At 70.4% G+C, this 21,648-nt stretch carries 19 protein-coding genes; 8 read left to right on the forward strand and 11 right to left on the reverse strand.

What is annotated here, in order from left to right:
* Positions 1–22: 22 nt before the first annotated feature.
* Positions 23–874, forward strand: a complete 852-nt coding sequence (locus EV140_RS11810) for a PHP domain-containing protein (protein WP_130284172.1) — start codon at positions 23–25, stop codon at positions 872–874.
* A 24-nt stretch (positions 875–898) separates the two neighbouring features.
* On the opposite strand, the gene EV140_RS11815 is transcribed toward EV140_RS11810, so the two are convergent.
* Positions 899–2,398 (reverse strand): DHA2 family efflux MFS transporter permease subunit, encoded by a 1,500-nt coding sequence (locus EV140_RS11815; protein WP_157985656.1) that lies wholly within the window; start codon positions 2,396–2,398, stop codon positions 899–901.
* 12 nt (positions 2,399–2,410) lie between these two features.
* Positions 2,411–3,871, reverse strand: a complete 1,461-nt coding sequence (locus EV140_RS11820) for a DEAD/DEAH box helicase (RefSeq protein ID WP_130284176.1) — start codon at positions 3,869–3,871, stop codon at positions 2,411–2,413.
* A gap of 88 nt (positions 3,872–3,959) precedes the next feature.
* On the opposite strand from EV140_RS11820, the gene EV140_RS11825 reads away from it, so the two are divergent.
* The gene (locus tag EV140_RS11825; RefSeq protein ID WP_130284178.1) at positions 3,960–4,676 is read left to right on the forward strand and encodes a ferritin-like fold-containing protein; all 717 of its coding nucleotides are present in this window, start codon (positions 3,960–3,962) and stop codon (positions 4,674–4,676) included.
* 57 nt (positions 4,677–4,733) lie between these two features.
* Here EV140_RS11825 and EV140_RS11830 read toward each other — a convergent pair whose 3' ends face one another.
* Positions 4,734–5,039, reverse strand: coding sequence for a hypothetical protein (locus EV140_RS11830; RefSeq protein ID WP_130284180.1), 306 nt, complete (start codon positions 5,037–5,039; stop codon positions 4,734–4,736).
* A 2-nt stretch (positions 5,040–5,041) separates the two neighbouring features.
* Positions 5,042–5,266, reverse strand: a complete 225-nt coding sequence (locus tag EV140_RS11835) for a DUF3107 domain-containing protein (protein WP_130284182.1) — start codon at positions 5,264–5,266, stop codon at positions 5,042–5,044.
* Positions 5,267–5,371: 105 nt separating this feature from the next.
* Between EV140_RS11835 and EV140_RS11840 the strand changes: the two genes are divergently transcribed.
* The 4 genes from EV140_RS11840 to EV140_RS11855 are packed head-to-tail and all read left to right on the forward strand — an operon-like array spanning position 5,372 to position 12,374.
* Positions 5,372–8,542, forward strand: coding sequence for a UrvD/REP family ATP-dependent DNA helicase (locus tag EV140_RS11840; RefSeq protein ID WP_130284184.1), 3,171 nt, complete (start codon positions 5,372–5,374; stop codon positions 8,540–8,542).
* Positions 8,539–11,856, forward strand: coding sequence for an ATP-dependent DNA helicase (locus EV140_RS11845; protein ID WP_130284186.1), 3,318 nt, complete (start codon positions 8,539–8,541; stop codon positions 11,854–11,856). Before EV140_RS11840 ends, EV140_RS11845 begins: the two co-directional genes overlap by 4 nt.
* Before the next feature lie 15 nt (positions 11,857–11,871).
* Positions 11,872–12,120, forward strand: a complete 249-nt coding sequence (locus EV140_RS11850) for a type II toxin-antitoxin system Phd/YefM family antitoxin (protein WP_130284188.1) — start codon at positions 11,872–11,874, stop codon at positions 12,118–12,120.
* Complete coding sequence (locus EV140_RS11855) at positions 12,111–12,374, forward strand: type II toxin-antitoxin system RelE family toxin (protein ID WP_338418552.1); 264 nt, start codon at positions 12,111–12,113, stop codon at positions 12,372–12,374. Before EV140_RS11850 ends, EV140_RS11855 begins: the two co-directional genes overlap by 10 nt.
* A 30-nt stretch (positions 12,375–12,404) precedes the next feature.
* On the opposite strand, the gene EV140_RS11860 is transcribed toward EV140_RS11855, so the two are convergent.
* The 6 genes from EV140_RS11860 to EV140_RS11885 all read right to left on the reverse strand — a co-directional run bounded on the left by EV140_RS11860 (position 12,405) and on the right by EV140_RS11885 (position 17,804).
* Positions 12,405–13,637 carry an NAD(P)/FAD-dependent oxidoreductase gene (locus EV140_RS11860; protein ID WP_130284190.1) on the reverse strand — a complete coding sequence of 411 codons (1,233 nt, stop codon included), beginning with the start codon at positions 13,635–13,637 and terminating at the stop codon, positions 12,405–12,407.
* 9 nt (positions 13,638–13,646) lie between these two features.
* Positions 13,647–13,841 carry a ferredoxin gene (locus EV140_RS11865; RefSeq protein WP_130284192.1) on the reverse strand — a complete coding sequence of 65 codons (195 nt, stop codon included), beginning with the start codon at positions 13,839–13,841 and terminating at the stop codon, positions 13,647–13,649.
* Complete coding sequence (locus tag EV140_RS11870) at positions 13,841–14,734, reverse strand: fumarylacetoacetate hydrolase family protein (RefSeq protein ID WP_130284194.1); 894 nt, start codon at positions 14,732–14,734, stop codon at positions 13,841–13,843. The genes EV140_RS11865 and EV140_RS11870 overlap by 1 nt, the downstream gene beginning before the upstream one ends.
* Entirely contained in the window at positions 14,731–15,663 is a 933-nt protein-coding gene (locus EV140_RS11875) for a DODA-type extradiol aromatic ring-opening family dioxygenase (RefSeq protein WP_130284196.1), read from the reverse strand. Before EV140_RS11875 ends, EV140_RS11870 begins: the two co-directional genes overlap by 4 nt.
* A 2-nt stretch (positions 15,664–15,665) precedes the next feature.
* Positions 15,666–17,129, reverse strand: coding sequence for an aldehyde dehydrogenase (locus EV140_RS11880; protein WP_130284198.1), 1,464 nt, complete (start codon positions 17,127–17,129; stop codon positions 15,666–15,668).
* A gap of 180 nt (positions 17,130–17,309) precedes the next feature.
* Positions 17,310–17,804 (reverse strand): MarR family winged helix-turn-helix transcriptional regulator, encoded by a 495-nt coding sequence (locus EV140_RS11885; protein ID WP_130284200.1) that lies wholly within the window; start codon positions 17,802–17,804, stop codon positions 17,310–17,312.
* 225 nt (positions 17,805–18,029) lie between these two features.
* On the opposite strand from EV140_RS11885, the gene EV140_RS11890 reads away from it, so the two are divergent.
* Both EV140_RS11890 and EV140_RS11895 read left to right on the forward strand, forming a co-directional pair.
* Complete coding sequence (locus EV140_RS11890; RefSeq protein WP_130284202.1) at positions 18,030–19,274, forward strand: cytochrome P450; 1,245 nt, start codon at positions 18,030–18,032, stop codon at positions 19,272–19,274.
* A gap of 348 nt (positions 19,275–19,622) precedes the next feature.
* Positions 19,623–20,627 (forward strand): NAD(P)-dependent alcohol dehydrogenase, encoded by a 1,005-nt coding sequence (locus EV140_RS11895; protein ID WP_130284203.1) that lies wholly within the window; start codon positions 19,623–19,625, stop codon positions 20,625–20,627.
* Between the two features lie 119 nt (positions 20,628–20,746).
* Here the strand turns inward: EV140_RS11895 and EV140_RS11900 are convergent, their stop codons facing one another.
* A complete protein-coding gene (locus tag EV140_RS11900) occupies positions 20,747–21,463 on the reverse strand; it encodes a type 1 glutamine amidotransferase (RefSeq protein ID WP_130284205.1) in 717 nt (238 codons plus the stop codon).
* Between the last annotated feature and the right edge of the window lie 185 nt (positions 21,464–21,648).

The following is a 21,648-nucleotide window of genomic DNA, read 5'->3' on the forward strand; positions in this document are numbered from 1 at the left end:
CCGTGCGTCCTACGATGGCGATATGGCGCATCCGCTGATCGATCTGCACGCGCACTCGAGCGTCAGCGACGGCACCGAGACGCCGACCCAGCTGATTCGCGCCGCGCTCGAGGCGGGGCTCGACACGATCGCGATCACCGACCACGACTCGACCGCCGGGTGGGACGAGGCAGTGGCCGCCGCCGCGGGCACAGGCCTGCAGGTGATTCGCGGCATGGAGCTGTCGACCCGCGACGAGTGGCGCAGCGTCCACGTGCTCGGCTACCTGTTCAACCCGAACGACGGCGATCTCGTGCCCGAGACGGCGCGCATCCGCGACGACCGGTTGACCCGCGCCGAGCGCATGGTGGGCCGTTTGAGTGAAGACTTCGACGTCACCTGGCAGGACGTGCTCGCCCAGTCGGGCGGCGTCTCGATCGGACGGCCGCACATCGCCGACGCGCTGGTCGCCCGCGGCATCGTGCGCACCCGCAGCGAGGCGTTCGCCTCGATCCTGCACTTCCGCGGCGGCTACTATCTGCCGCACGCCGCCCCCACCGTGCTCGACGGCGTGCGGCTCATCGCAAACGCCGGCGGAGCCCCCGTGATCGCGCACCCCGCCACCCGCGGCGCCGACGCCGTCATCGACGAACGGATGCTAGTCCAGCTCATCGACGCCGGCCTCGTCGGTCTCGAAATCGGCCACCGTGAGAACACCGACGCGGGGCGGGCGACGCTCGAGCGGTGGGCCGAGAAATACGACCTCGTCGTCACGGGGTCGAGCGACTACCACGGCGAGGGCAAGCCGAACCGGCTCGCCGAGAACACGACGAGCCCCGACGCGCTCGAGCGCATCATCGCCGCCGCCCGCGGCGTGGAGCCGGTGCGGGGTTAAGCCGCCGCGACGCGACCTGGAGCTTTACGCCGACTCGACGACGCGGGTCGACCCAGTCTCGGTCGTCCCCTCGGGGCCTCCGGTGCCGCGCTGCCAGCGCACGAGCAGCACCAGGGGAATCACCGCGGTGGCGAGAGCCGCAGCCACCGTGAAGGCGGCCCGAACGCCGTCGGCCGAGATCGACGCCTCGCCCGTCGCCGGGGCGACGAACGCCGCGACCGACAGGAACAGTGCGATACCCGCGGCCCCGGCGACCTGCTGCACGGTGCCGACGATCGCCGACCCGTAGGGGTTCAACTGCGGTCTAAGAGCCGCGAGTCCGTTCGTCAGCAGCGGGGTGAACAACAGGGCGAGCCCCAGCCCGATGCCGATGTTCGCGACGGCGACGAGCCAGATGGGGGTGGCCGAGGTGAACATCGACATGCCCCATAGCGTGCTCGCCATCAACACGATGCCGGGAATCACGAGCGAGCGCGGCCCGACCTTGTCGTAGCGGCGGCCGATCAGCGGGGCCATGAGCCCCTGCAGCAGCGCACCCGGCAGAATGACCAGCCCCGAGACGAGTGGCGAGGCTCCCAGCACCTCTTGGACGTACAACGGAATGATGATGATCGCGCCGAACAGTGACATCGAGGCCACCGTGATGATGCCGATCGAGAGCGCGAACTGACGCTCGGCGAACGTGCGCATGTCGAGCAGCGCGTCGTCGGTGCGCTGTAGGCGCAGCTGACGCAGAACGAAGACGGTCAGGGCAACGACGCCGACCCCGAGCGAGATGGTGCCGACCACGACAGATTCGGAGCCAGAGCCGCCGTCGGCGTGACCGCCCTCGCCCAGTTGGGCGAGCCCGAACACGAGTCCACCGAATCCCGGAACCGACAGCATGATGCTGACGAGGTCGAGGCGGGAGCCGCGGCGCTGGCTGACGTCGACCATGCGCAGAGCGCCGACCACGAGGGCCGTCGTCGTCAGCGGCAGCATCGTGATGAACAGCCAGTGCCAGTCGGCGATGCTCAGAATGAAGCCCGACAGGCTTGGTCCGACCGCCGGGGCGACCGCGATCACGGTCGACACGGTTCCGATGACCTGCCCGCGGCGTCCCGGGGCGACCAGCGCGAACACGGTTGTGAACAGCATGGGCATCACGATCGCCGTGCCGCTCGCCTGAATGACGCGCGCGACGATCAGCAGCTCGAAAAACGGGGCCAGGGCGCCGAGCAGGGTGCCCGACGTGAACAGCGACATCGCCGTCACGAACAGCGCGCGCGTGCTGAAGCGCTGCAACAGCCAGCCGGTGATCGGAATGACGACCGCGAGGGTCAGCATGAACGCGGTGGTCAGCCACTGGGCGGTTGTCGCCGTGATGCCGAACACTTGAATGAACCGCGGAATTGCGACGCCCATCAGCGTCTCGTTCAGGATGACGACGAAGGCTGAGCCGATGAGGACGCCCAGCACGATGCGACGCTGAGCGGCGGTCACCGGCGCTGACGCGGGCGGGGCGGGACTGTTCGTGGTGGTCACCAGGCCGGAAACCTAGGCGCCCGCCGCGGCATTCCCCGCCGCGCCGCTCGCACCCTGGCCGCCGGCTCCGCCGCCTCCGCCACGACGGCGGCGACGACGCTTCCGCGGCGCACCGCCCTCGCCGGATGCGCGGGGCGCGTCGCCCTCGGGGCGCGCGTTCTCGACGCGGTCGCCGCCGCGAGCATCCTGCGTGCTGGACGAGCCGGAGCCGCCGCCCGCGCCGCCGGAGCGGCGTCGGCTGCGCTCGCGCGGCGGACGCGACGCCTCCTTCTCGGCCTTCGGGATCGGGGTCGCCTTGAGGCGCCCCTTCGAACCCTCGGGGATGTCGAGGTCGGTGTACAGGTGGGGCGACGACGAGTAGGTCTCGACCGGCTCGGGGATGCCCATCTCGAGCGCGCGGTTGATGAGCGCCCACTTGTGCATGTCGGCCCAGTCGACGAAGGTGACCGCGATGCCGGTCTTGCCGGCGCGACCCGTGCGGCCCGCGCGGTGCAGGTACGTGTCGTGGTCGTCGGGCACCGTGTGGTTGATGACGTGCGTGACGTCATTCACGTCGATGCCGCGGGCGGCCACGTCGGTGGCGATCAGGATGTCTTTCTTGCCCGCCTTGAACGCCGCCATCGAGCGCTCGCGCGCCTCCTGGCTCATGTCGCCGTGAACGGCGCCGGCGTTGTAGCCGCGGTCGTTCAGCTCTTCGACGAGCTTCGCCGCTGCGCGCTTCGTGCGTGTGAAGACGACGGTCTTGCCGCGGCCCTCGGCCTGCAGGATGCGGCCGATGACTTCGTCTTTGTCGAGCGCGTGAGCGCGATAGACGATGTGCTTGATGTTCGCCTGCGTGAGGCCCTCATCCGGGTCGGTCGCGCGAATGTGAATCGGTCGCGTCATGAAGCGACGCGCGAGCGCCACGATCGGCCCCGGCATGGTTGCGGAGAACAGCATCGTGTGGCGGGTCGGCTTCGTCTGTGCGAACAGCTTCTCGATGTCGGGGAGGAAGCCGAGGTCGAGCATCTTGTCTGCCTCGTCGAGCACCATCACCTCGACGTCGGCGAGGCTGAGCAGGCGCTGGCCGGCCAGGTCGAGCAAGCGACCGGGCGTACCGACGACGATCTGCGCGCCGGCCTTGAGCTGGTCGATCTGGCCCTCGTAGGCCTTGCCGCCGTAGATCGACACGACGGTCGTCGGCCGGTTCGACGCGGCCAACTCGATGTCTTCGGTGACCTGCACGCAGAGCTCGCGAGTGGGTACGACGATGAGCGCCTTGACGCCGGGCCCCGGGTTCGTACCGAGCTTCTGGATGAGGGGCAGGCCGAAACCGAAAGTCTTGCCGGTGCCGGTCTTCGCCTGACCGATGATGTCTTGGCCGGTGAGCGCGAGCGGGATGGTCTGCTGCTGAATGGGGAAAGGCTCGGTGATGCCCTGTGCTGCGAGGGCGTCGGCGATGTCTGCCTCGACGCCCAGGTCGGTGAAAGTCACGTGTCTGTGCACCCTGTCTTGTTATCGGAAGTCCTCAGTTTAGCCGCCGGGTTCCGGCGGGGCTTCGCGCATCGCCTACTCTTGACCCGTGGCTCTGTGGTTCCGACGCTCCCGCCCGCGTGCCCAAGCTCCGACGCTTCGGGCGCGCGACGCCGCCGTTGCCGCGCTCAAGATCGACCTGCACGAGTTGACCCCGCCGGCCGACCACTTTCTCGGCCAGTGCGCCGCGCTCCATCTGACATTCTTCGAACAGCTCAGTCACGCCGCCGCGAACGCCCCGCTCGTCGCCGACAAAGACGCACTCGCGCGGGCCGCCGGCCTCATGCTCGATCGCTACCGCGCGCTGGTCGCCCGCATCGATCAGCACCGGCTCGATCGCTCGGCGACCATGCAACCTCACCTCGCGGGCGTCGGTGAGTTCGAGCGCCGCGTCATGGGTGCCGACTGGCACGAGCAGGTCGCGAGCGCCCACGTGACGATCGGATTCCTGACCGACTTCTGGCTGAACCTCGCCGCCGGCCTCGAGCGCGACGACCGCGAGGCGGTCGAACAGGCGCTCGGGAACGACGACGTCGAAGACACCCTGCACGCCATCGTCGCGCGCTCGATCGCCGCGAACCCGCGGCTCGCATCGCGCCTGGCGCTGTGGTGCCGGCGCCTCGTCGGCGACACGCTGCTGCAGGCGCGCACGGCGCTCGTCATGCACGACGACCACACCCGCGACGAGGCCCAGATCGAGCCGGTCTTCACTGAGCTGATCGGGCGGCACACGCGCCGCATGGACCGGCTCGGGCTGACGGCGTAAGCGCCTCGCCTGCCGGGCGGATGCGTGGGGCGTGGCCCCGAGCATCCGGTGCGGGCCTTAGCGAGCCGCTGGCCGCATCAGCTCGGCGAGAAGGTCGGCGTCCGCCTGTTCGCGCTTCGGCGGCAGCGCCTTCGCGAGGGCGATGCACACGATCGAAGCGATCGAGAAGCTGATCAGCCAGATCCACAGCGCTTCGTGGCTGAGTCCCGACCAGATGCCGATGACCCAGGTGACGCACACGGCTGCGGCACCCGCGGCAGGCAGGAGGAGCAGGCCGTACTGCTGGCGGCCGGCAATCAGGTAGCGCAGGCCGAGGCCGATGAGCGCGCCGATGACGGCGGCGGGGATGAGCGCGAGGCCCATCGTTAGCCCACGAAGCCGATGCGGCGGGCGGAGTCGGTGCCGATCTCGACGTAGCCGATCGTGGCCGTCGGGATCACGTAGCGCTTGCCCTTGTCGTCGCTGAACGTGACGAGCGGCGCACCCTTCTCGATCGCGCTGCTGACGGCCTTCTCGATCTCGTCGGCGCTCTGCGACGACTCGAAGGCGACCTCACGCGGGCTGTTCAGAATTCCGATGCGAATGTCCACGTTCTGAAGCGTAGTCGGCGCGGGCGGGCGGATGCTCGCTGTTCACCGTGAGCGGAGCGGCGGGGGCGCACGGTGCGCGTCGGGGGTCGCCGTTAGCGTGGCTGTATGCCCCGCCTGATCGCCCGTGATCCGGATGCTCGCCCCGCGTTGGTCCCGCTCGACGCCTCCCAGCGCGCGTCACTTGGCGCGCTGTTCGACGGCGCCGGGTCCGGCGTGGTGGTGCTGGGTGCGCCCGGCACGGGAAAGACCGCACTGATCGTTGCCGCCGTCGTCGAGGCGGTCACCGCGCGGGGAGTCGCGGTCGACCGGGTCATGGTGCTCACGCCCTCGCGTCGGTCGGCCACCGCGCTGCGCGACGTTCTCGCCGAGCACCTCGCCGCCGCGCAGCCCGACATCGCCTTGCCGGGGCCGCTCGCGCGCAGCGTCGCGGCGTTCGCGCACGCCCTGCTGTCGGCCGAGGCCCGCGCCCGAGGCGAGGAGGAGCCCCGGTTGCTGAGCGGCTCCGATCAGGACGCCGACATTGCCGAGCTGCTCGCCGGCCACGAGGAAGACGGCACGGGGCCCGCGTGGCCCGAGCACCTCGGGGCCGACGTGCGACGGCTCGAGGCGTTCCGCACCGAGCTGCGCGACGCCATCGCGCGGCTGTCGGAACACGACTGGACGACCGAGCGGCTGCGCGCCGGGGCAGCCACACACGGGCGGCCCGAGTGGCCTGCGATCGCCGACTTCGTCGACGAGTACCGGCTCGTGCTCGGGGGCGCCCGCGCCGGTCAACTCGACCCGGCCGAGCTCGTGCGGGCGGCGGCGGATGCCGTGCCTCGTCTGCGCGATGTGCCCGGCGTCGTGCTGCCGCAGCTCGTGCTGGTCGATGACGCGCACGACCTCACCCCGGCCGGCATCGACCTCGTGCTGGCCCTCGCCGCTGCAGGCTCCCGGGTGCTGGTCGTGGGAGACCCCGATGTCGCCACCACCGGGTTTCGCGGGGCGGAGCCCGAAGCGCTCGGACGGCTCGCGAGCGCCCTCGGAGGTGGGGACGCGCATCCCTATGTTCTCGACACTGCCCACCGGCAGTCGGCGCCATTGCGGGCGCTCACCGCGCTCTACACGCAGCGCGTCGGCACCGCCGGTGCGGGCCGACAGCGTCGCGCCGCGGCCGGCCACGACGACGATGCGGCCCCGCTCGGCGGGGCGCTCATCGCGCTGACCGCGTCGAGCCCCGCGCGCGAGCGGGCACTCATCGCCGACCTGCTGCGCGAGCGACACCTGATCGACGGGGTGCCGTGGTCGCGCATGGCGGTGCTCGTGCGCAGCGGCGCGCTGGTGCCTCCCATCGTGCGGGCGCTCGCGGCCGCCGAGATTCCCGTGCGGTCGACGACCGCCGGGCGGCCTTTGCGCGAGCATCCCGCAGCGCGCGCCCTGGTGCGGTTCGTTGACGTGGGGGTGGGGCGCTCGCCGCTCGCCGCCGACGCCGCCACCGAACTGCTACTCGGGCCGCTCGGGGGGCTGGATCGCATCGCCCTGCGCCGGCTGCGCCGGGCCCTACGTGCCGAAGAGGTTGCCGGAGACGGTGTGCGGCCGGCCGATGAGCTGCTCGTGGAGGCGCTCGCCGCCCCCGACCGGCTCGTCACGATCGACCACCGCACCGCCCGCCAGGCCGCCCGCGTCGCGCGCACCCTCGCGACGCTGCGCGAGCAGCATGACGCCGGCGCCACCGTGGACGAGCTGCTCTGGACGGCATGGAGCGACGCCCGCGTCGCCGACGCGTGGAATGCGGAAGCCCGCGGCAGCGGCACGACCGCGGCCGAAGCCGACCGCGCCCTCGACGCCGTCACCGCCGTGTTCGCCGCCGCCACGACCATCGTCGACACGGTGCCCGACGCGACTGTCGACACGTTCCTCACCCGCATGCTCGACAGTGACGTCGCCGACGACCTGCTCGCGCCCACCCGGCTCGACGAGGCCGTTCTCGTGGCAAGCCCCGCGGCGGCCGCCGGCGTCGAGGTCGACGTCGCGATCATCGCTGGCCTCACCGATGGGCTGTGGCCGAACCAGCGGCTGCGTGGGTCGCTGTTGCACGCCCCCACGATCAGCCGCGTGCACCGCGGCATCGCTACCGAGACGCTCGACGAGCGCCGCCTCGTGCTCGACGACGAGCTACGACTCGCCGCGCTCGCCGCCTCCCGCGCCCGTCGACAGCTGATCGCCACGTCCGTCGCGGGCGACGACGACCGCCCGAGCGCCCTGTGGGATGCTTTGGCCGACCTCGCCGGCGCCGGTCCGGCCGCCGAGACGGTGCGCCCCCGCCGACCCCACGCGCGGTCCCTGCGTCGGCTCGTCGGCGAGCTGCGCCGCCGCCTCACCGACCCCACGTCGGGAGAGACGGTGCGGCGGGAGGCCGCCGCGGCCCTCACGCGCCTCGCGGCAGAGGGCGTCCCCGGAGCCTCACCCGATGACTGGTGGGGGCTCGGAGCGCTGTCGACCACGGCGCCGCTCTTCGGCGACGACCCTGTGCGCCTCTCCCCGTCGAAGTTCGAGGCCATCGAGGTGTCGCCGCTCGACTGGTTCCTCGACCGCATCGCCCCCGAGGAGGGCAACGCCGTCATGGGCATTGGCACGATCGTGCACGCCGCCGTCGAGACGCTCACCGACCCCAGTGTCGACGAGGTGTGGGCGGCGATCGAGGCGCGCTGGAGCGAGCTCGTGTTCGACGCGCCGTGGCTCGCCGCGCAGCAGAAGAGGCTCGCTCGGCGCTACGCTCGCGGCGTCGCCGACTACCTGCGCGATGCGGCGGCCGCCGGCCGGGTCGTCGCTGCCGCCGAGCAGCGTTTCGAGGTCGAGGAGGGCCGCGCAGTTGTGTCGGGCATCGTCGACCGCATCGAGCGTGACGCCGAGGGCCGGGTGCGCATCATTGACGTGAAGACCGGGAAGCCCGTCACCGACGCGACGGCGCGCGACAACGCGCAGCTCGGCGCCTACCAGCTGGCCTATGCCGAGGGCGCTTTCGACGAGGTGCTCGACGCCCTCGGCGAGCACACCGCCGACGGCGCACGCTTGCTGTTCGTACGGGAGGGACGCGCGGGGGAGTCGTACCGCGAGGCCACGCAGCCTGTTCTGGACGCTGATGCGCTCGACGCGTTCCGCGAGCGGCTGCGCCAGGCGGTCGCGGCCGTCGCGGTCGCGCAGCTCACCGGGGCTCGGGTCATCGATCCGTTCGGTCCGCCGGGTCAGCGGCGGCACAGCATCCACCGGGTTCCTCCCGTGACGGGCGACCGATGAGCGCGCCGCGCTACACGGCCCTGCAGATCGCCGAGGTGCTCGGGCAGCCGTCGCCCACCGGCGAGCAGCGGTCCGTCATCGAGGCGCCGCTCGGCCCCGCGCTCGTCGTCGCCGGTGCCGGCTCGGGCAAGACCGAGACGATGGCCGCACGCGTGCTGTGGCTTGTCGCCAACGGGCTCGTCGCGCCCGAGCAGGTGCTCGGTCTCACGTTCACGCGCAAGGCGGCGTCGGAATTGGCTCACCGCATCCGCGAGCGCCTCGTCGCCCTCGGCTCGAGTTCACTGTTTGACGGCCGCGACGCACCGCCCGTGGTCGATGCGTTCACGCAGCCGACCGTCGCCACCTATAACGCGTTCGCCTCGAGCCTCTACCGCGACAATGCCGTGCTGATTGGCCGCGATCCCGACGGGGTCGTGCTCGGCGCGGCCGCCGCGTGGCAGCTCGCGCGGGGGCTCGTTTCTCGCGCCACTGACGAGCGGCTCGCCGACCACGACCTCACCGTCGACCGGGTCACCACCGCCGTACTCGACCTCGCCCACGCGCTCACCGAGCACCTCGTCGAGCCCGACGCCGTGCGGGCGGCCCTCGGCGAGTTCTCGTCGGTGGCCGACCTGCCGCCGGGCGGGCGCGGGGCATACGCCGACGTCGACGCGCTCGTCGCCACCCTCGCCCCCACGCTGCCGCTGCTCGACCTCGCCGAGCAGTACGCCGAACGCAAGCGCCGCGACGGGCTCATCGAGTTCTCCGACCAGGTCGCGCTCGCACTCGACCTGCTCGACCGGAACCCCGAAGTCGGGGAGGCGTTGCGGCAGCGATTCCGGGTCGTATTGCTCGACGAGTACCAAGACACGAATGTCGCCCAGACGCGGCTCCTCTCCGGCTTGTTTGCCGGCACCCCCGTCATGGCGGTGGGCGACCCGCACCAGTCGATCTACGGCTGGCGTGGCGCGAGCGCCACCAATCTCGACGACTTCGCCACCCGCTTCGTCGAGTCGGGAAGCGACCGCGTCGACCGATACTCGCTGAGCACGTCGTGGCGCAACGGTCGGCGCATCCTCGACGTCGCCAACGCGCTCGTCGAGCCGCTCACCGCGCGAGGGGGCGTCGCCGTCAGCACGCTCGAGCCCGCACCCTTCGCCAGCGACCACGACGTCGAACTCGCGCAACTCGAAACGGTCGAGGCCGAGGCGGAACACGTCGCCGCGTGGTTCGCCGAGCGGCTCGGCACCCCCGCGGGCGGGGCGGCGGCGCGCGACCCATCGGGGCGAGACGCGGCGGCGCGCGCGGAAGCGACGGGCGACACCGCGGAAACCCGGCCACCGACCGCCGCGCTGCTGATGCGCAGCCGGTCGACGCAGCCCATCTTCCTCGACGCCCTCCGGCGACGCGGAGTGCCCTTCCACGTCCTCGGCATCGGCGGGCTCCTCACCCAGCCCGAGATCGCCGACCTCGTCGCCGCGCTACACGTCATCGACGACCCAAGCGCTGGCACCGAGCTCGTGCGCCTGCTCGCCGGGCCTCGCTGGTCAATCGGCCTCGCCGACCTCGACGCCCTGCGCGGCGTCGCGAGTTGGCTGCGCGAGCGCGACCTCGCGCAGCAGCGCTTCAGCGATGAGGTGCGGGAGGCGCTACGGGCGAGCGTCGCCGGCTCGGAGTCGGCGTCGATCGTCGACGCGCTCGACTTCGTCGCCCACGCACCCGACGGCCACGGGCAGCTGGAGGCGTTCAGTGAGCTCGGCCGTGTGCGCCTGCGCGAAGCCGGCCGGCTTTTCGCCGCACTGCGGCGGCGCACCTCCCTCGACCTCCCCGACCTCGTGGGCGTCGTCGAGCACGAACTGATGCTCGACATCGAGGTCACCGCGAACCCCTACCGCGTACTCGGCGAGTCGCCCCGCGACGCGTTCCTCGACGCCCTCGACGACTACCTCGGGCTCGCCGACGACGCGAGCCTCGGCGGTTTCCTGCGCTGGCTGCGCGAAGCCGAATGGCGCGACAACCTGTCACCCCGTACCGAGGATGCCGAGCCCGGCACCGTGCAGGTGCTGACCATTCACGGGTCAAAGGGGCTCGAGTGGGACAACGTCGCCGTGCCGCGCTTCGTCGCCGACGAGCTGCCGTCGAAGCCCCGGTCGACCCGCGGCTGGCTCTCCCTCGGCGTGTTGCCGTTCGAGCTGCGGGGCGACGCCGCCGAGCTTCCCGTGTTCGGCTGGCGCGGCGCCGAGAGCCGCAAAGATCTGCTCGACCGACAGAAGGTGTTCCAGCAGGAGGTCGGCGAGCACCTTGAGCGCGAGGAACGCCGCCTCGCCTACGTCGCCGTCACGCGAGCCCGGCACCGCCTGCTGCTCACCGCGTCGTTCTGGGCCGGTCAGACGAAGCCGCGCGCGCTCAGTCCCTTCCTCGCCCCGCTCGTCCAGCGGGGCCTCCTCCCCGCGGTTCCGACCGACCCCGCACACGACGAGAACCCCCGCGCCGTCGACGACAGCGATGAACCGTGGTGGCCGGCCGACCCGCTCAGCGGCCGGCGCGAGGCGCTCGAGAATGCGGCCGCGCGCATCCGTCAGAGCGGTGACGAAGCGAGCGGCGAACGGGATGCTCTCGGCTGGCAACGCGACATCGACCTGCTGCTGGCGGAGCGCACCGAGCGCGAACGGCGCGCCGGCGAGGTGGCGGTGCCGTATCGGGTGCCCGCCTCGGCATTCCGGCAGTACGTGAACGAGCCCGAGGGCGTGGCCGAGCGGCTGCGCCGGCCCATGCCGCAACGCCCCTACCGGCAGACGCGACTCGGCACGGTGTTCCACCGCTGGGTCGAAGAACGCTTTGGGCTCGGCGCGATCGTCGACCGCGTCGACGCCGGTCTCGACGACCGCGACGTCGACGGCGACGGCTTCGACCCGGAGGCGCTCGCCGAGCTGCAGCAGCGCTTCGCGGCCTCCGAGTGGGGCGACCGCGAGCCGCTCGAGGTCGAGTGCGAGATCCACCTTCCGCTCGCCGGCCACCTGTTCGTCTGCAAGCTCGACGCCGTCTACCCGGCCCAGCTGCGCCGACCCGATGGCCGATTCGTCGACGGGGTCGAGATCGTCGACTGGAAGACCGGGCGCGCCCCGACCACAGTCGACGATCGCGCGCAGAAAGAACTGCAACTCGCCCTGTACCGCCTCGCCTACGCCCGCCGCACGGGTCGCCCCCTCGACGAGATCAGCGTTGCGCTGTACTTCGTCGCCGACGACCTCGTGCTACGGCCCGAGCGTTTGCCCGACGGAACCGAGCTGGCGCGCCTCTGGCGTGACGCTCTGATGTACAAAGAGAAAGCCTAAATGTACAATTTGACCATGACCACAGTGAGCGCGGCAGACGCGCGCAAGAACTTTGCCGAAGTCGTTGCGCGCGCGCAAGAGGAGGCCGTTTTTATCGACCGCCGGGGAGAACCCGCGGCGGTCGTGATCAGCCCCGAGCAGTACGACCGCATGATGACGGCGCTCGAAGACGCCGAAGACCTTGCGGCCTTTGATGCGGCGATTGCGGAAGAGGGCGACAACATTCCGTGGGATCAGGTCAAGGCTGACCTGGGGTGGGTGTGAGCTATCGCATCGAGGTCACGCCCGCGGCCCTACGAGCGCTAAAGCGGATCGACAAGCGCGACGCCGACCGCATTCGCGGAGCGATCGCGTTGTTGGGCGAAGACCCGCGACCGCCCGGCGCGATTGCCCTGCGCGGCAGGGCTGGGTACCGAGTGCGCGTCGGCAACTACCGCATTCTGTACACCGTTGACGATGGGGTCCTCGTTGTGGTCATTGTTGCGCTCGGGCACCGCCGCGAGGTTTACCGCAGCTAAGACGAGCGAGTCGGTCGGGCCCGCTCGCGCTCAGTGGGCGGCGACCGGCGCCGCGAACCGCGAGCGGTAGCTCTGAACCGCCCCGCGCATCCCGATGCCGCAGACACCGACAAGCTCGTCACCACGGAAGTACTCGACCACGCACTCGTCGGTGAGATCCCCGGCGACGACCTCGCTGCGGTCGGCAAGGTAGGTCAGGCCGAAGGCGAGCAGGTGCATGTCGTACTGGTCGGACCAGAACGACGGCAGGGGGGCGAAGGGTGCCGCCACAATCGTCGCGCAGTCGTCGCCGCGGATGTGCGCCGCGAGCACCTGGCCGGCCCGCTTGCCGGTCTCGGTCGGGAGGTTCCAGTGCTCGACCCGGCGCGCCACCTCGTCGAACAGCGGGTTCGGGTAGCGGGCCACGTCACCCACCGCGTACACGTTCTCGAGCACCTGGCCGTCGGCGCGCACCGCCTGCATGCCGCCGTTGACGAGCACGCCGTCGCTCGCGTCGAGCCCGGAGCCCTCGAGCCACTCGGTGTTCGCGTCCGACCCGATGGCCACAACGAGCACGTCGCACTCGAGCATGACGCCGCTCGTCAGGATCACGCGCTCGACGCCCGGGTCGCCGACGAGGCCGAACAGCCCGTTCTCGCAGAAGAAGCGCACGCCCTGGGCCTCGTGTCGCCGACGCACCTCAGCGCCGAGCAGCGGCCCGAGCGCCCGCTCGAGCGGGATGCGCGACTGCGAGACGACCGACACGCTCGCGGCACCCGCCTTCGCCGCCGTTGCCGCGATCTCGCAGCCGATGAAGCCCGAGCCGAGAATCACGACATTCGCGCCCGGCCGCAGGGCCTCGCGCAGCGCCACCGCGTCGTCGAGCGTGCGCAGCACGTGGATACCCGCGAGCCCGTGGTCGTCGATCGGCAGCGGCTTCGGTCGCAGCCCGGTCGCGATCACGAGCGCGCGATACGGATGCTCGGCCCCGGTCTCATCGACCACCACCTGCCGCTCGACATCGAGTGACTGGGCCGCGCGCCCCAGCACCCACTCGACGTTCTCTTCCAGTGCCGAGCGGATCGGGAAGGCCACGTCGTCGTGACCCTGCCCCTCGGTCTGCAGCAGTTCTTTCGACAGCGGCGGCCGGTTATAGGGCGCGTGCGGTTCGGCGCCGAGAAACGTGATCGGGCCGGCGTAGCCGGCACGGCGCAGGTTCTCGGCCGTGCGCAAGCCGGCCATCGACGCGCCGACGATCAGTACGAGGCGCGCGTCAGCATCCATGAAGGGGCCTTATTCGCGCGTGAGCGTGATCGCCTGCATGGGGCAGACGTCGGCCGCGGCCTCGAGGTCGCCGAGCATCTCGTCGGGCGCCTCGGCCTGGTACTCGAGCTTGTCGTCGGCGTTCAGCTGAAACACCTCGGGCGCCTCGAAGACGCACTGCCCGTAGTGCTGGCACTTGTTCATGTCGACGTCGATTGTGATCATCAGTTCTTCTCCTCGGGGGTCGATTCCTCGATGCGGGACGGGTACAGGTCTTTCGACGGGGTGCGCTTGCCGCGGAACTCCCAGTCGCCGCCGAGCGCGGTCGAGACGACCTCCTCGCTCGAGGTCGGCTGGGCGCCCACGTCGGTGCGGATGGGTGTCGGGCCCTCGACGATCGTGTTGCTCAGGCGGCCGAGGCCCTCGACCTCGACCTCGACGACGTCGCCGGGAACCACGGGCCGCGAGTTCGCGGGTGTGCCCGAGAAGATCATGTCGCCGGGCACGAGCGTGATCGTGCGGGCGAGGTCGGCGACCAGGTAGTGCATGTCCCACTCCATGTTGGCCGTCGAGTCCTCCTGCTTGACCTCACCGTTGACGATCGTGCGGATCGTCTTGCCTCGGAAATCCCAGTCGGTGACGAGGCCAGGCCCGACGGGGGCGAGCGTATCGCTGCCCTTCACCCGCAGCATCGAGCCGGCGTCGGTGTCGCGGAAGTCGTGTAGCCCGTAGTCGTTGCCGACCGTGTACCCGGCGATGTAGTCGCCTGCCTCCGCAGGGCTCACGTTGCGGCAGGTCTTGCCGATCACGATGACAATCTCGCCCTCGTAGTTGAGCCACTGGCAGCCGACGGGGCGCACGATGTCGCCCCCGTGGCTGTTGAGCGCCGTCACGGGCTTGTGGAAGTACGTGGGCGCCGCCGGCAGCTTCGTCATGAACTCGTCGGTGCGGCTCTGGTAGTTCAGGTGCACGGCGATGATCTTCTGGGGCTCCGTCGGGGGCAGGTGAACGGCATCCTCGATCGCAATTTCGCGACCATCGGATGCGCGCAGCACGTCGCCGTCGCGCGTCACCTGAACGGGCGCGCCGCCCAGCAGGATGCGGCGATACTCGGTCACGCGGCGCCCGCCTCGACCGAGTCGTCGCGCGAGAGCGTGACGTCCTTCGGTAGCGGGAAGCCGCCCTCTGGCTCGGGGAAGTACACGTGCACCTGGCCTGTGCCGATCGAGTTTTCGTACTCGGAGTACATGACACCCTTCGCGGTGTTCGCCTCCTCGCCCGTGGCACCCGCCATCTGCAGCCAGTGGCTGAAGTTCGCCTCGGGCTTGTACTTCTTGAACTCGGGCATGGTCTCGAGGATGCGCTTATGGTTTCCGCGCCTCATCCACTCGATGCGCTCGAGGTCGGCCTCGCGCGCCTCGGCGCTGAAGATGTGGCTCGGGTCGCTCGACTCGTGGCGGCGGAGGTCCCGCAGCTTGTAGAACGTGTGCGACAGGGCGCCGGAGGCGAGCAGCAGCACCTTGCGGTCGCTGTCACGGATCGCCTCGCCGAGTGCACGGCCGGCGCGCAGGAAGTCCTCCGTCGTCGCCGTCTGGCAGACCGACAGGCTCACCCAGCGCTTGTCGAGGCCGCGGCCGAGGTAGTGCCAGAGGTTCACGGTCGCGTAGAAAATCGGCAGGTGCGGGTCGGAGATCGGGGTGACCCAGGTGCCGTTCTTCTCGTCGTAGTTCGCCACGGCGTTCGCGAGCTCGGGGTCGCCCTTGAAGGCGTAGGGGATCTGCGACATGCCGCGCGGCAGCTCTTCGCTCGTGAAGAGGCCGGAGCGTTCGGCGTGCGAGGTGATGACGAACTCGACAGTGGTCGCCCAGTGCGAGTCGAGCACGACGACGGTGTCATAGTCGAGGGTCTCGCAGACCTCCTCGCGCAGTCGCTTCAGCCCCGGTACGAGGCTGATCTCTTTGCCGTCATTGAGGTCGTAGCGCACGTCCTGCGGCAGCATGATTGTGGGCACGTGCGCGAGCAGCGCTGCTCCAACGACTTTTCCCATGATTAGTCCTTCCATCCGGTCGGTGCGTAGACGGTGTTCTTGACGTCGGCGTAGAAGTCGAACGACCAGGTGCCGCCCTCGCGGCCGATGCCCGACTTCTTCGAGCCGCCGAAGGGGGCGGCGAGGTCGCGCACGAAGAAGCAGTTGACCCAGATCGTGCCAGCAACGAGGTTCTTCGTGAGGCGTTCGGCACGCTCACGGTCGCCGCAGACGACGACGGCGGCGAGCCCGAACTCGGTGTTGTTGGCAAGCTCGACGGCGTCGTCGTCGCTTGCGAACGTCTGCATCGCGAGCACCGGGCCGAACACCTCGGCGGTGAGAATCTCACTGCCGGGCTTGGCGTCGGCGATCAGGGTCGGCCGGAAGTACAGGCCACCGAGCTCGTCGTTCGGGCCGCCTCCGAACGCAACCTGGGCGCCCTCTGCGCGGGCGCGCTCGACGAAGCCGGTGACGCGGTCGAGGTGCACGCGGTGAATCTGCGGGCCGATCTGCGTCGCCTCGTCGCGCGGGTCGCCCTGCACGATCTGGGCCGCGCGTTCAGCGAAGCGTTTGGCAAAGGCGTCGGCGATGTTCTCGTGCACGAGCAGGCGCGTGCCTGAGAGACACACCTGCCCGGCGTTGTCGTACTGCTCGATGGCGATGTCGACGGCGAGGTCGAGATCGGCGTCGTCGGTGACGATGAACGGGCTCTTTCCGCCGAGCTCAAAGCTCACGGGCGTCAGGTTGTCGGCCGCCGAGCGCATGATCGCCTTCGCCGTTGGCACCGAGCCAGTGAAGGCGATGCGGGCGACGCCAGGGTGGGCGACGAGCGCGGCCCCCGCCTCGGTGCCGTAGCCCTGAACGACGTTGAAGACGCCCGCGGGCATGCCCGCCCGCTCGCAGAGATCGGCGAAGACGCTCGCGGTAAGCGGGGTCCACTCGGCAGGCTTCAGCACCACGGTGTCACCGGCCGCGAGGGCCGGGCCGATGCGCCAGGTGGCGAGCATCAGCGGAGCGTTCCAGGGCGTGATGATCACGGCGACGCCCGACGGATCCCACGTGACGACGTTGTCGTGGCCGCGGGTCTGCCACACCGGGTGATCGAGCTTGTTCATCGCCCAGTCGGCGAAGAAGCGAATGTTCATGGCCACGCGCGGCATGACGCCGCGGCGGTGACTGCGTAGGAGCGAGCCGTTGTCGAGGGTCTCGAGGTTCGCGAGGCCCTCGAGGTCACGCTCGACGAGGTCGGCGAGCCGGTGAAGGATTTCGCGGCGGCCTTCGGCCCCGAGGTCGCGCCAGCCGGGGAACGCGGCACGGGCGGCGGCGACGGCCTGGTCGACCTCCGCGGACCCGCCGCGCGCCACGTGCGCGAGCACCTGGCCGTCGATCGGCGAGACCGACTCGAAGGTGTCGTCGCTTGCGACACGCTGCCCGCCGATGTAGTGGCGGGTGTCGACGGTGAGGCCGGCGAGTGTCACCTGGTGCACGTGGCTGCTCCCTTGCAGTGGTATGTCATTCGTGTACGAACGATTCCTTCGATAGTAGACCACGGGGTCGGGGCAGCGGTAGGGCGCGGCGGCGATCGGGGCACGAAAAGTGCGCCGAGCATCCCACGGTCGTCCGGTGCGCGGTGCCGCGAATCGGGCATCCCGCGGCCACTCGCGCGGTCAGCGCTCGGTAAGCCGCGTGATCTGCCGCAGCATCTCGGCCAGTTCGCGTCGGCGCTCGGGGTCGAGCGTCGAGGTGGCCTGCTGCTCGTGGGCGTTGAAGGTTGGGAAGAGGGTCAGCATGAGCTCGCGCCCCGCATCGGTCATCGACACGATAACGAGCCGGCCGTCACTGGCGCTGCGCGCCCGCGTGACGTAGCCCTTCGCCTCGAGGGTGCCGAGCACGCCGGTGAGGGTCGCCTTCGAAAAGCCGCCCTCCTCCGCGATCTGGCGGGTTTCGATGGGCTCCCAGATCCAGGTGACCCAGAGCACGACGAAGGCGGTCCAGCTGAGGTCGGTGGGGGCGAGCACGGTGCGCTCGAAGTAGTTGCGTGTCGCGTTCGCCGCGCGGAACAGGTTCGAGATCACCGCCATCGCCTCAAAGTCGATCGGCAGGCCGCCGAGTCGCTCGGCGACCTGCTGCTCGGTTTCGACGAGCGTGTGCGCACTGGGCATGCTGACCCTTCCGTTTGGTCAGGCACCATTCAACGCCATTCGGGGGCGAATGGCCGAGATTCCGGCTCTCGCGCCGCGTCGGCGCGGCCCGCCACCGCGTGCGTTTCGCTGCGTCGGCGCCGTCCGTGAGGCCTCCGATCCGAGGGTCCGTCGCGCGGCGGACTCGACGGATGCGCGCGGATTCGTTAGCATCCAAACAATCGTTCCCAGAGTAAAGGCGCTGCAATGACGCACACCCTCACCCAGCCGAACCTCGCCGACCTCGACCTGTTCGCGAACGGCGCCCCCTGGTCGACTTTCGACGAACTGCGCGCGAGCCCCGGACTGCACTGGTCAGACGAGGACGCACCCAACCACGGCTTCTGGTCGGTGACCCGGTACCACGACATCGTGCGCGTGCTACGAGACACCGAAACCTTCACGTCGACGAAGTTCACGAACCTTGAAGAGGTCGACCCCGAGCTGCAAGACAAGCGGCGGTCGCTGCTCGAAACCGACGGACTGCGGCACCGGGCGCTGCGGCGCATGCTGCAGGGGCAGTTCACCCCGCAGGCGGTCGCCAAGTACGAAACGTTCCTGCGCGGCATCACCGCGAAGACGCTCGACGCGGCCATCGCGAAGGGCTCATTCGACTTCGTCGACGAGGTCAGTGCCGACTTCCCCATCCGGGTGCTCGCGCGCTTGCTCGACGTGCCAGACAGCGACACGGGGCAGCTCATCGAGTGGGGTAACCGCATGATCGGCAACACCGACCCCGAACACGCCGATCTGCTCATCAGCTCGGCCGACAGCGACAAGTACAAGCACGTGCCGTTCCGCTCGCCAGCCGCGATCGAGGTGTACGAGTACGGGCGGCACATGGCGGCAGAGCGGCGAGGTAAGGGTGGCACCGATCTGGTCACCCTGCTCGCCGACGGCGTGCCGTCCGACGGTCAGCCGCTCACGGAAGACGAGTTCAACACGAACTTCCTGTTGCTCGTCGTCGCCGGCAACGAGACCACGCGCCACACCATCACCCACACGATGAACAATCTGCTCGCGAACCCCGAGCAGATGGACATCCTCCGCGATGACCCCTCGCTCATCCCGTGGGCCGTCGAGGAGTTCCTACGCTTCGCCTCGCCCGTGTACCACTTCCGTCGCACGGCGACGACCGACACCGAGTTCGCCGGCACGGACATCGCCGAGGGGGACAAGGTCGTCGTGTGGTTCGCCTCCGGCAACCGCGACGACGCCGTCTTCGACGAGCCGTACCGCTTCGACGTGCGGCGCTCGCCGAACGAGCACATGTCGTTCGGACGCGGCGGCCCGCACATGTGCCTCGGTAACGCACTCGCCCGCATCGAACTGCGCATCATGTTCGAAGACCTGCTCACCCGCGACGTGACATTCGAGCGCACCGGCACCGTCGACTACCTGCGCTCGAACTTCGTGCACGGCATCAAGCGCATGCCGGTGCGGGTGGTCTAGTCGACCGGGCGCGGCCCGCCGTCGGGGGCGCCCGACGCTGGTTGCTCGTGCGTGCAGGCGTAGTGCGACCGCGGTGCGCTGCCGCGCCACCGTGATGAGGCTCCGGTGCGCTGGCCGCCACCGTGGTGAGGCTCCGGTGCGCTGGCCGCCACCGTGGTGAGGCTCCGGTGCGCTGGCCGCCACCGTGGTGAGGCTCCGGTGCGCTGGCCGCTCTGTACCGCTGTGCTGCGTGACGTTTCTCAGGAGTAGAGCGCCGCTCGCCCCGAAAACGCGCGCTGTTTCGGCGTCGGCGCGTCTCTACTCCTGAGAAACGTCACGCTCGTCCCCACAACCCGCCATGCTGGGGGCATGAAGGCTGTCGTTGCGCGCCGCTACGGCGGTCCCGAAACCTTGCAGATCGTGGATGTGTCCCTCCCGGAGCCCGGGGAAGGTCAGGTGCGCGTGCGGATCGCCGCGAGCTCGGTGAACCCGCTCGACTGGCACGAGCTGCGCGGCACGCCGCATCTGGTTCGGCTCGCGCGCGGCATGCCGCAACCGAAAGACCCGTCACTCGGCAGCGATCTCGCGGGCACGGTCGAGGCGGTCGGCCCCGGAGTGACCCGCTTCGCGGTCGGCGACGAGGTCTTCGGCTACGGCACAGGAGCCTGGGCCGAACACGCGGTCGTCGCCGAGAAGGGGCTCGCTCACCGACCAGACAGCGTCAGCGTCGAGGAGGCCGCCGGCCTCGGCATCGCCGCCGTCACCGCCCTCCAGGCCATCCGCCGCGGCGGGCTCGACGCCCCGCGCACCTGGGACGGAGCCGGCGTCGAACCGATGCCGCCGCGCGTCATGATCATCGGAGCCACCGGCGGGGTCGGCAGCATCGCCACGCAGCTCGCCACCCACTTCGGCGCCCACGTCACCGCCGTCACGAGCGCCGGCAACCGCGAACTCGCCCTGCGCCTCGGCGCCGAAGAGGCGCTCGACTATGCCGCCGACCCGCTCGATGACGGGCTCGCGCGGTACGACCTCATCGTCGAGACGGGAGGCTCCCGTCCCACCCGCGAACTGGCCCGGCTGCTCACCCCTCACGGCGTGCTCGCCGTCGTCGGGGCGCCCCGCGGCGACTGGATCGCGCCGGTCGCGAGCGTTGTGGGGCGGGCCGTCGCGAACCGGTTCACGAGGAAGACGCTGGCGAGCATCCTGGCCCGCCGCGACGCAGACGACCTGGCGACGCTCGCGACGCTGGTCGGCGAGGGCGCGATCCGCGTCGTCGTGGGCGAGGTCTACCCGCTCGAGCGCATCGCCGACGCCGTGCGGCACAGCGAGAGCGGCCACGTGCGGGGCAAGCTCATCGTGCGCATCGCGCGCTAGCGTCCGCACGAGTGAAGGACCCCGCGGCGCCTCACGTGGCGTGTTGGGTGCGACACGCCCACGCTGCGCGGCCGGCCCCCTTCATTCGTGTCGTCGATTGGGTGGTGGGCGAAGCCGAGCTATGCCCGCGTCGGCAGCCCGGCCACCTCGCTGAGGAACGCGTCGACGAGCGCGTTCGTGCGTTGGCGTGCGGCGCCCTGCTCGGCCACCGTCTGCGCGAGCATCACGGCCGGGTCTTGCCCGTCGGCGGCCACCTTCGCGTCGCCTCCCCAGTCGAGCCAGCCCTTCAGCCCGGCCGCGTCGAGCTCGGGGTGGAACTGCACGGCGAGCGAGCGCCGGATAGTGAACGCTTGCGAGGCGACCGGGTTACGCGCGATCTCGACGGCGCCGGGCGGCACCTCCCACCGGTCGTAGTGGAACTGGAACCACGGCCCCGGCCCCACGAGCGCGGGGCGGTCGCTCCAGATGGCGGTCCAGCCGATCTCGCCCTTGGGGGCGGGCGCCACCGAGCCGCCCATCGCGCGGGCAATCAGCTGCCCGCCGAAGCAGATGCCGAGAACGGGGATGTCGTCGGTGACGACCTCGCGCATCCACTCGATTTCGGGCAGCAGCCAGTTGCCGATGCAGGCGTCGTCCCAGGCGCCCCACGGCGAGCCGAGCGGCACGATGACGTCGTAGGCGCCCGCGTCGGGAAACTCGAACGCAAGATTGGGCGAGCCGAACTGCTCTTCGGGTACGACGAGCACCGTGTCGATGTCGTAGCCGTGATCGGCGAAGCGGTCGCCGACCGGGCCGAGCGGTGAGACGTGGTCGTGCTGGATGAACAGGGCACGCATCGCGGGAACTCCTCGTTGAGATCGCGGTCGCCTCACGCGAGCGGGGGATGCTCGGATCGGCGTGGCGGCCCATCGACGCGCCGCCGCAACTACAGTATCGTTTGTTTACGAACGAATCAGTGACGATTCGCCAGGGCGCGCCCCGACCGACCACCCGAATCGAGCGGTAGCGTCGCCCAGATACG

Source organism: Microcella alkaliphila, assembly GCF_004216855.1.
Classification (GTDB): domain Bacteria; phylum Actinomycetota; class Actinomycetes; order Actinomycetales; family Microbacteriaceae; genus Microcella; species Microcella alkaliphila.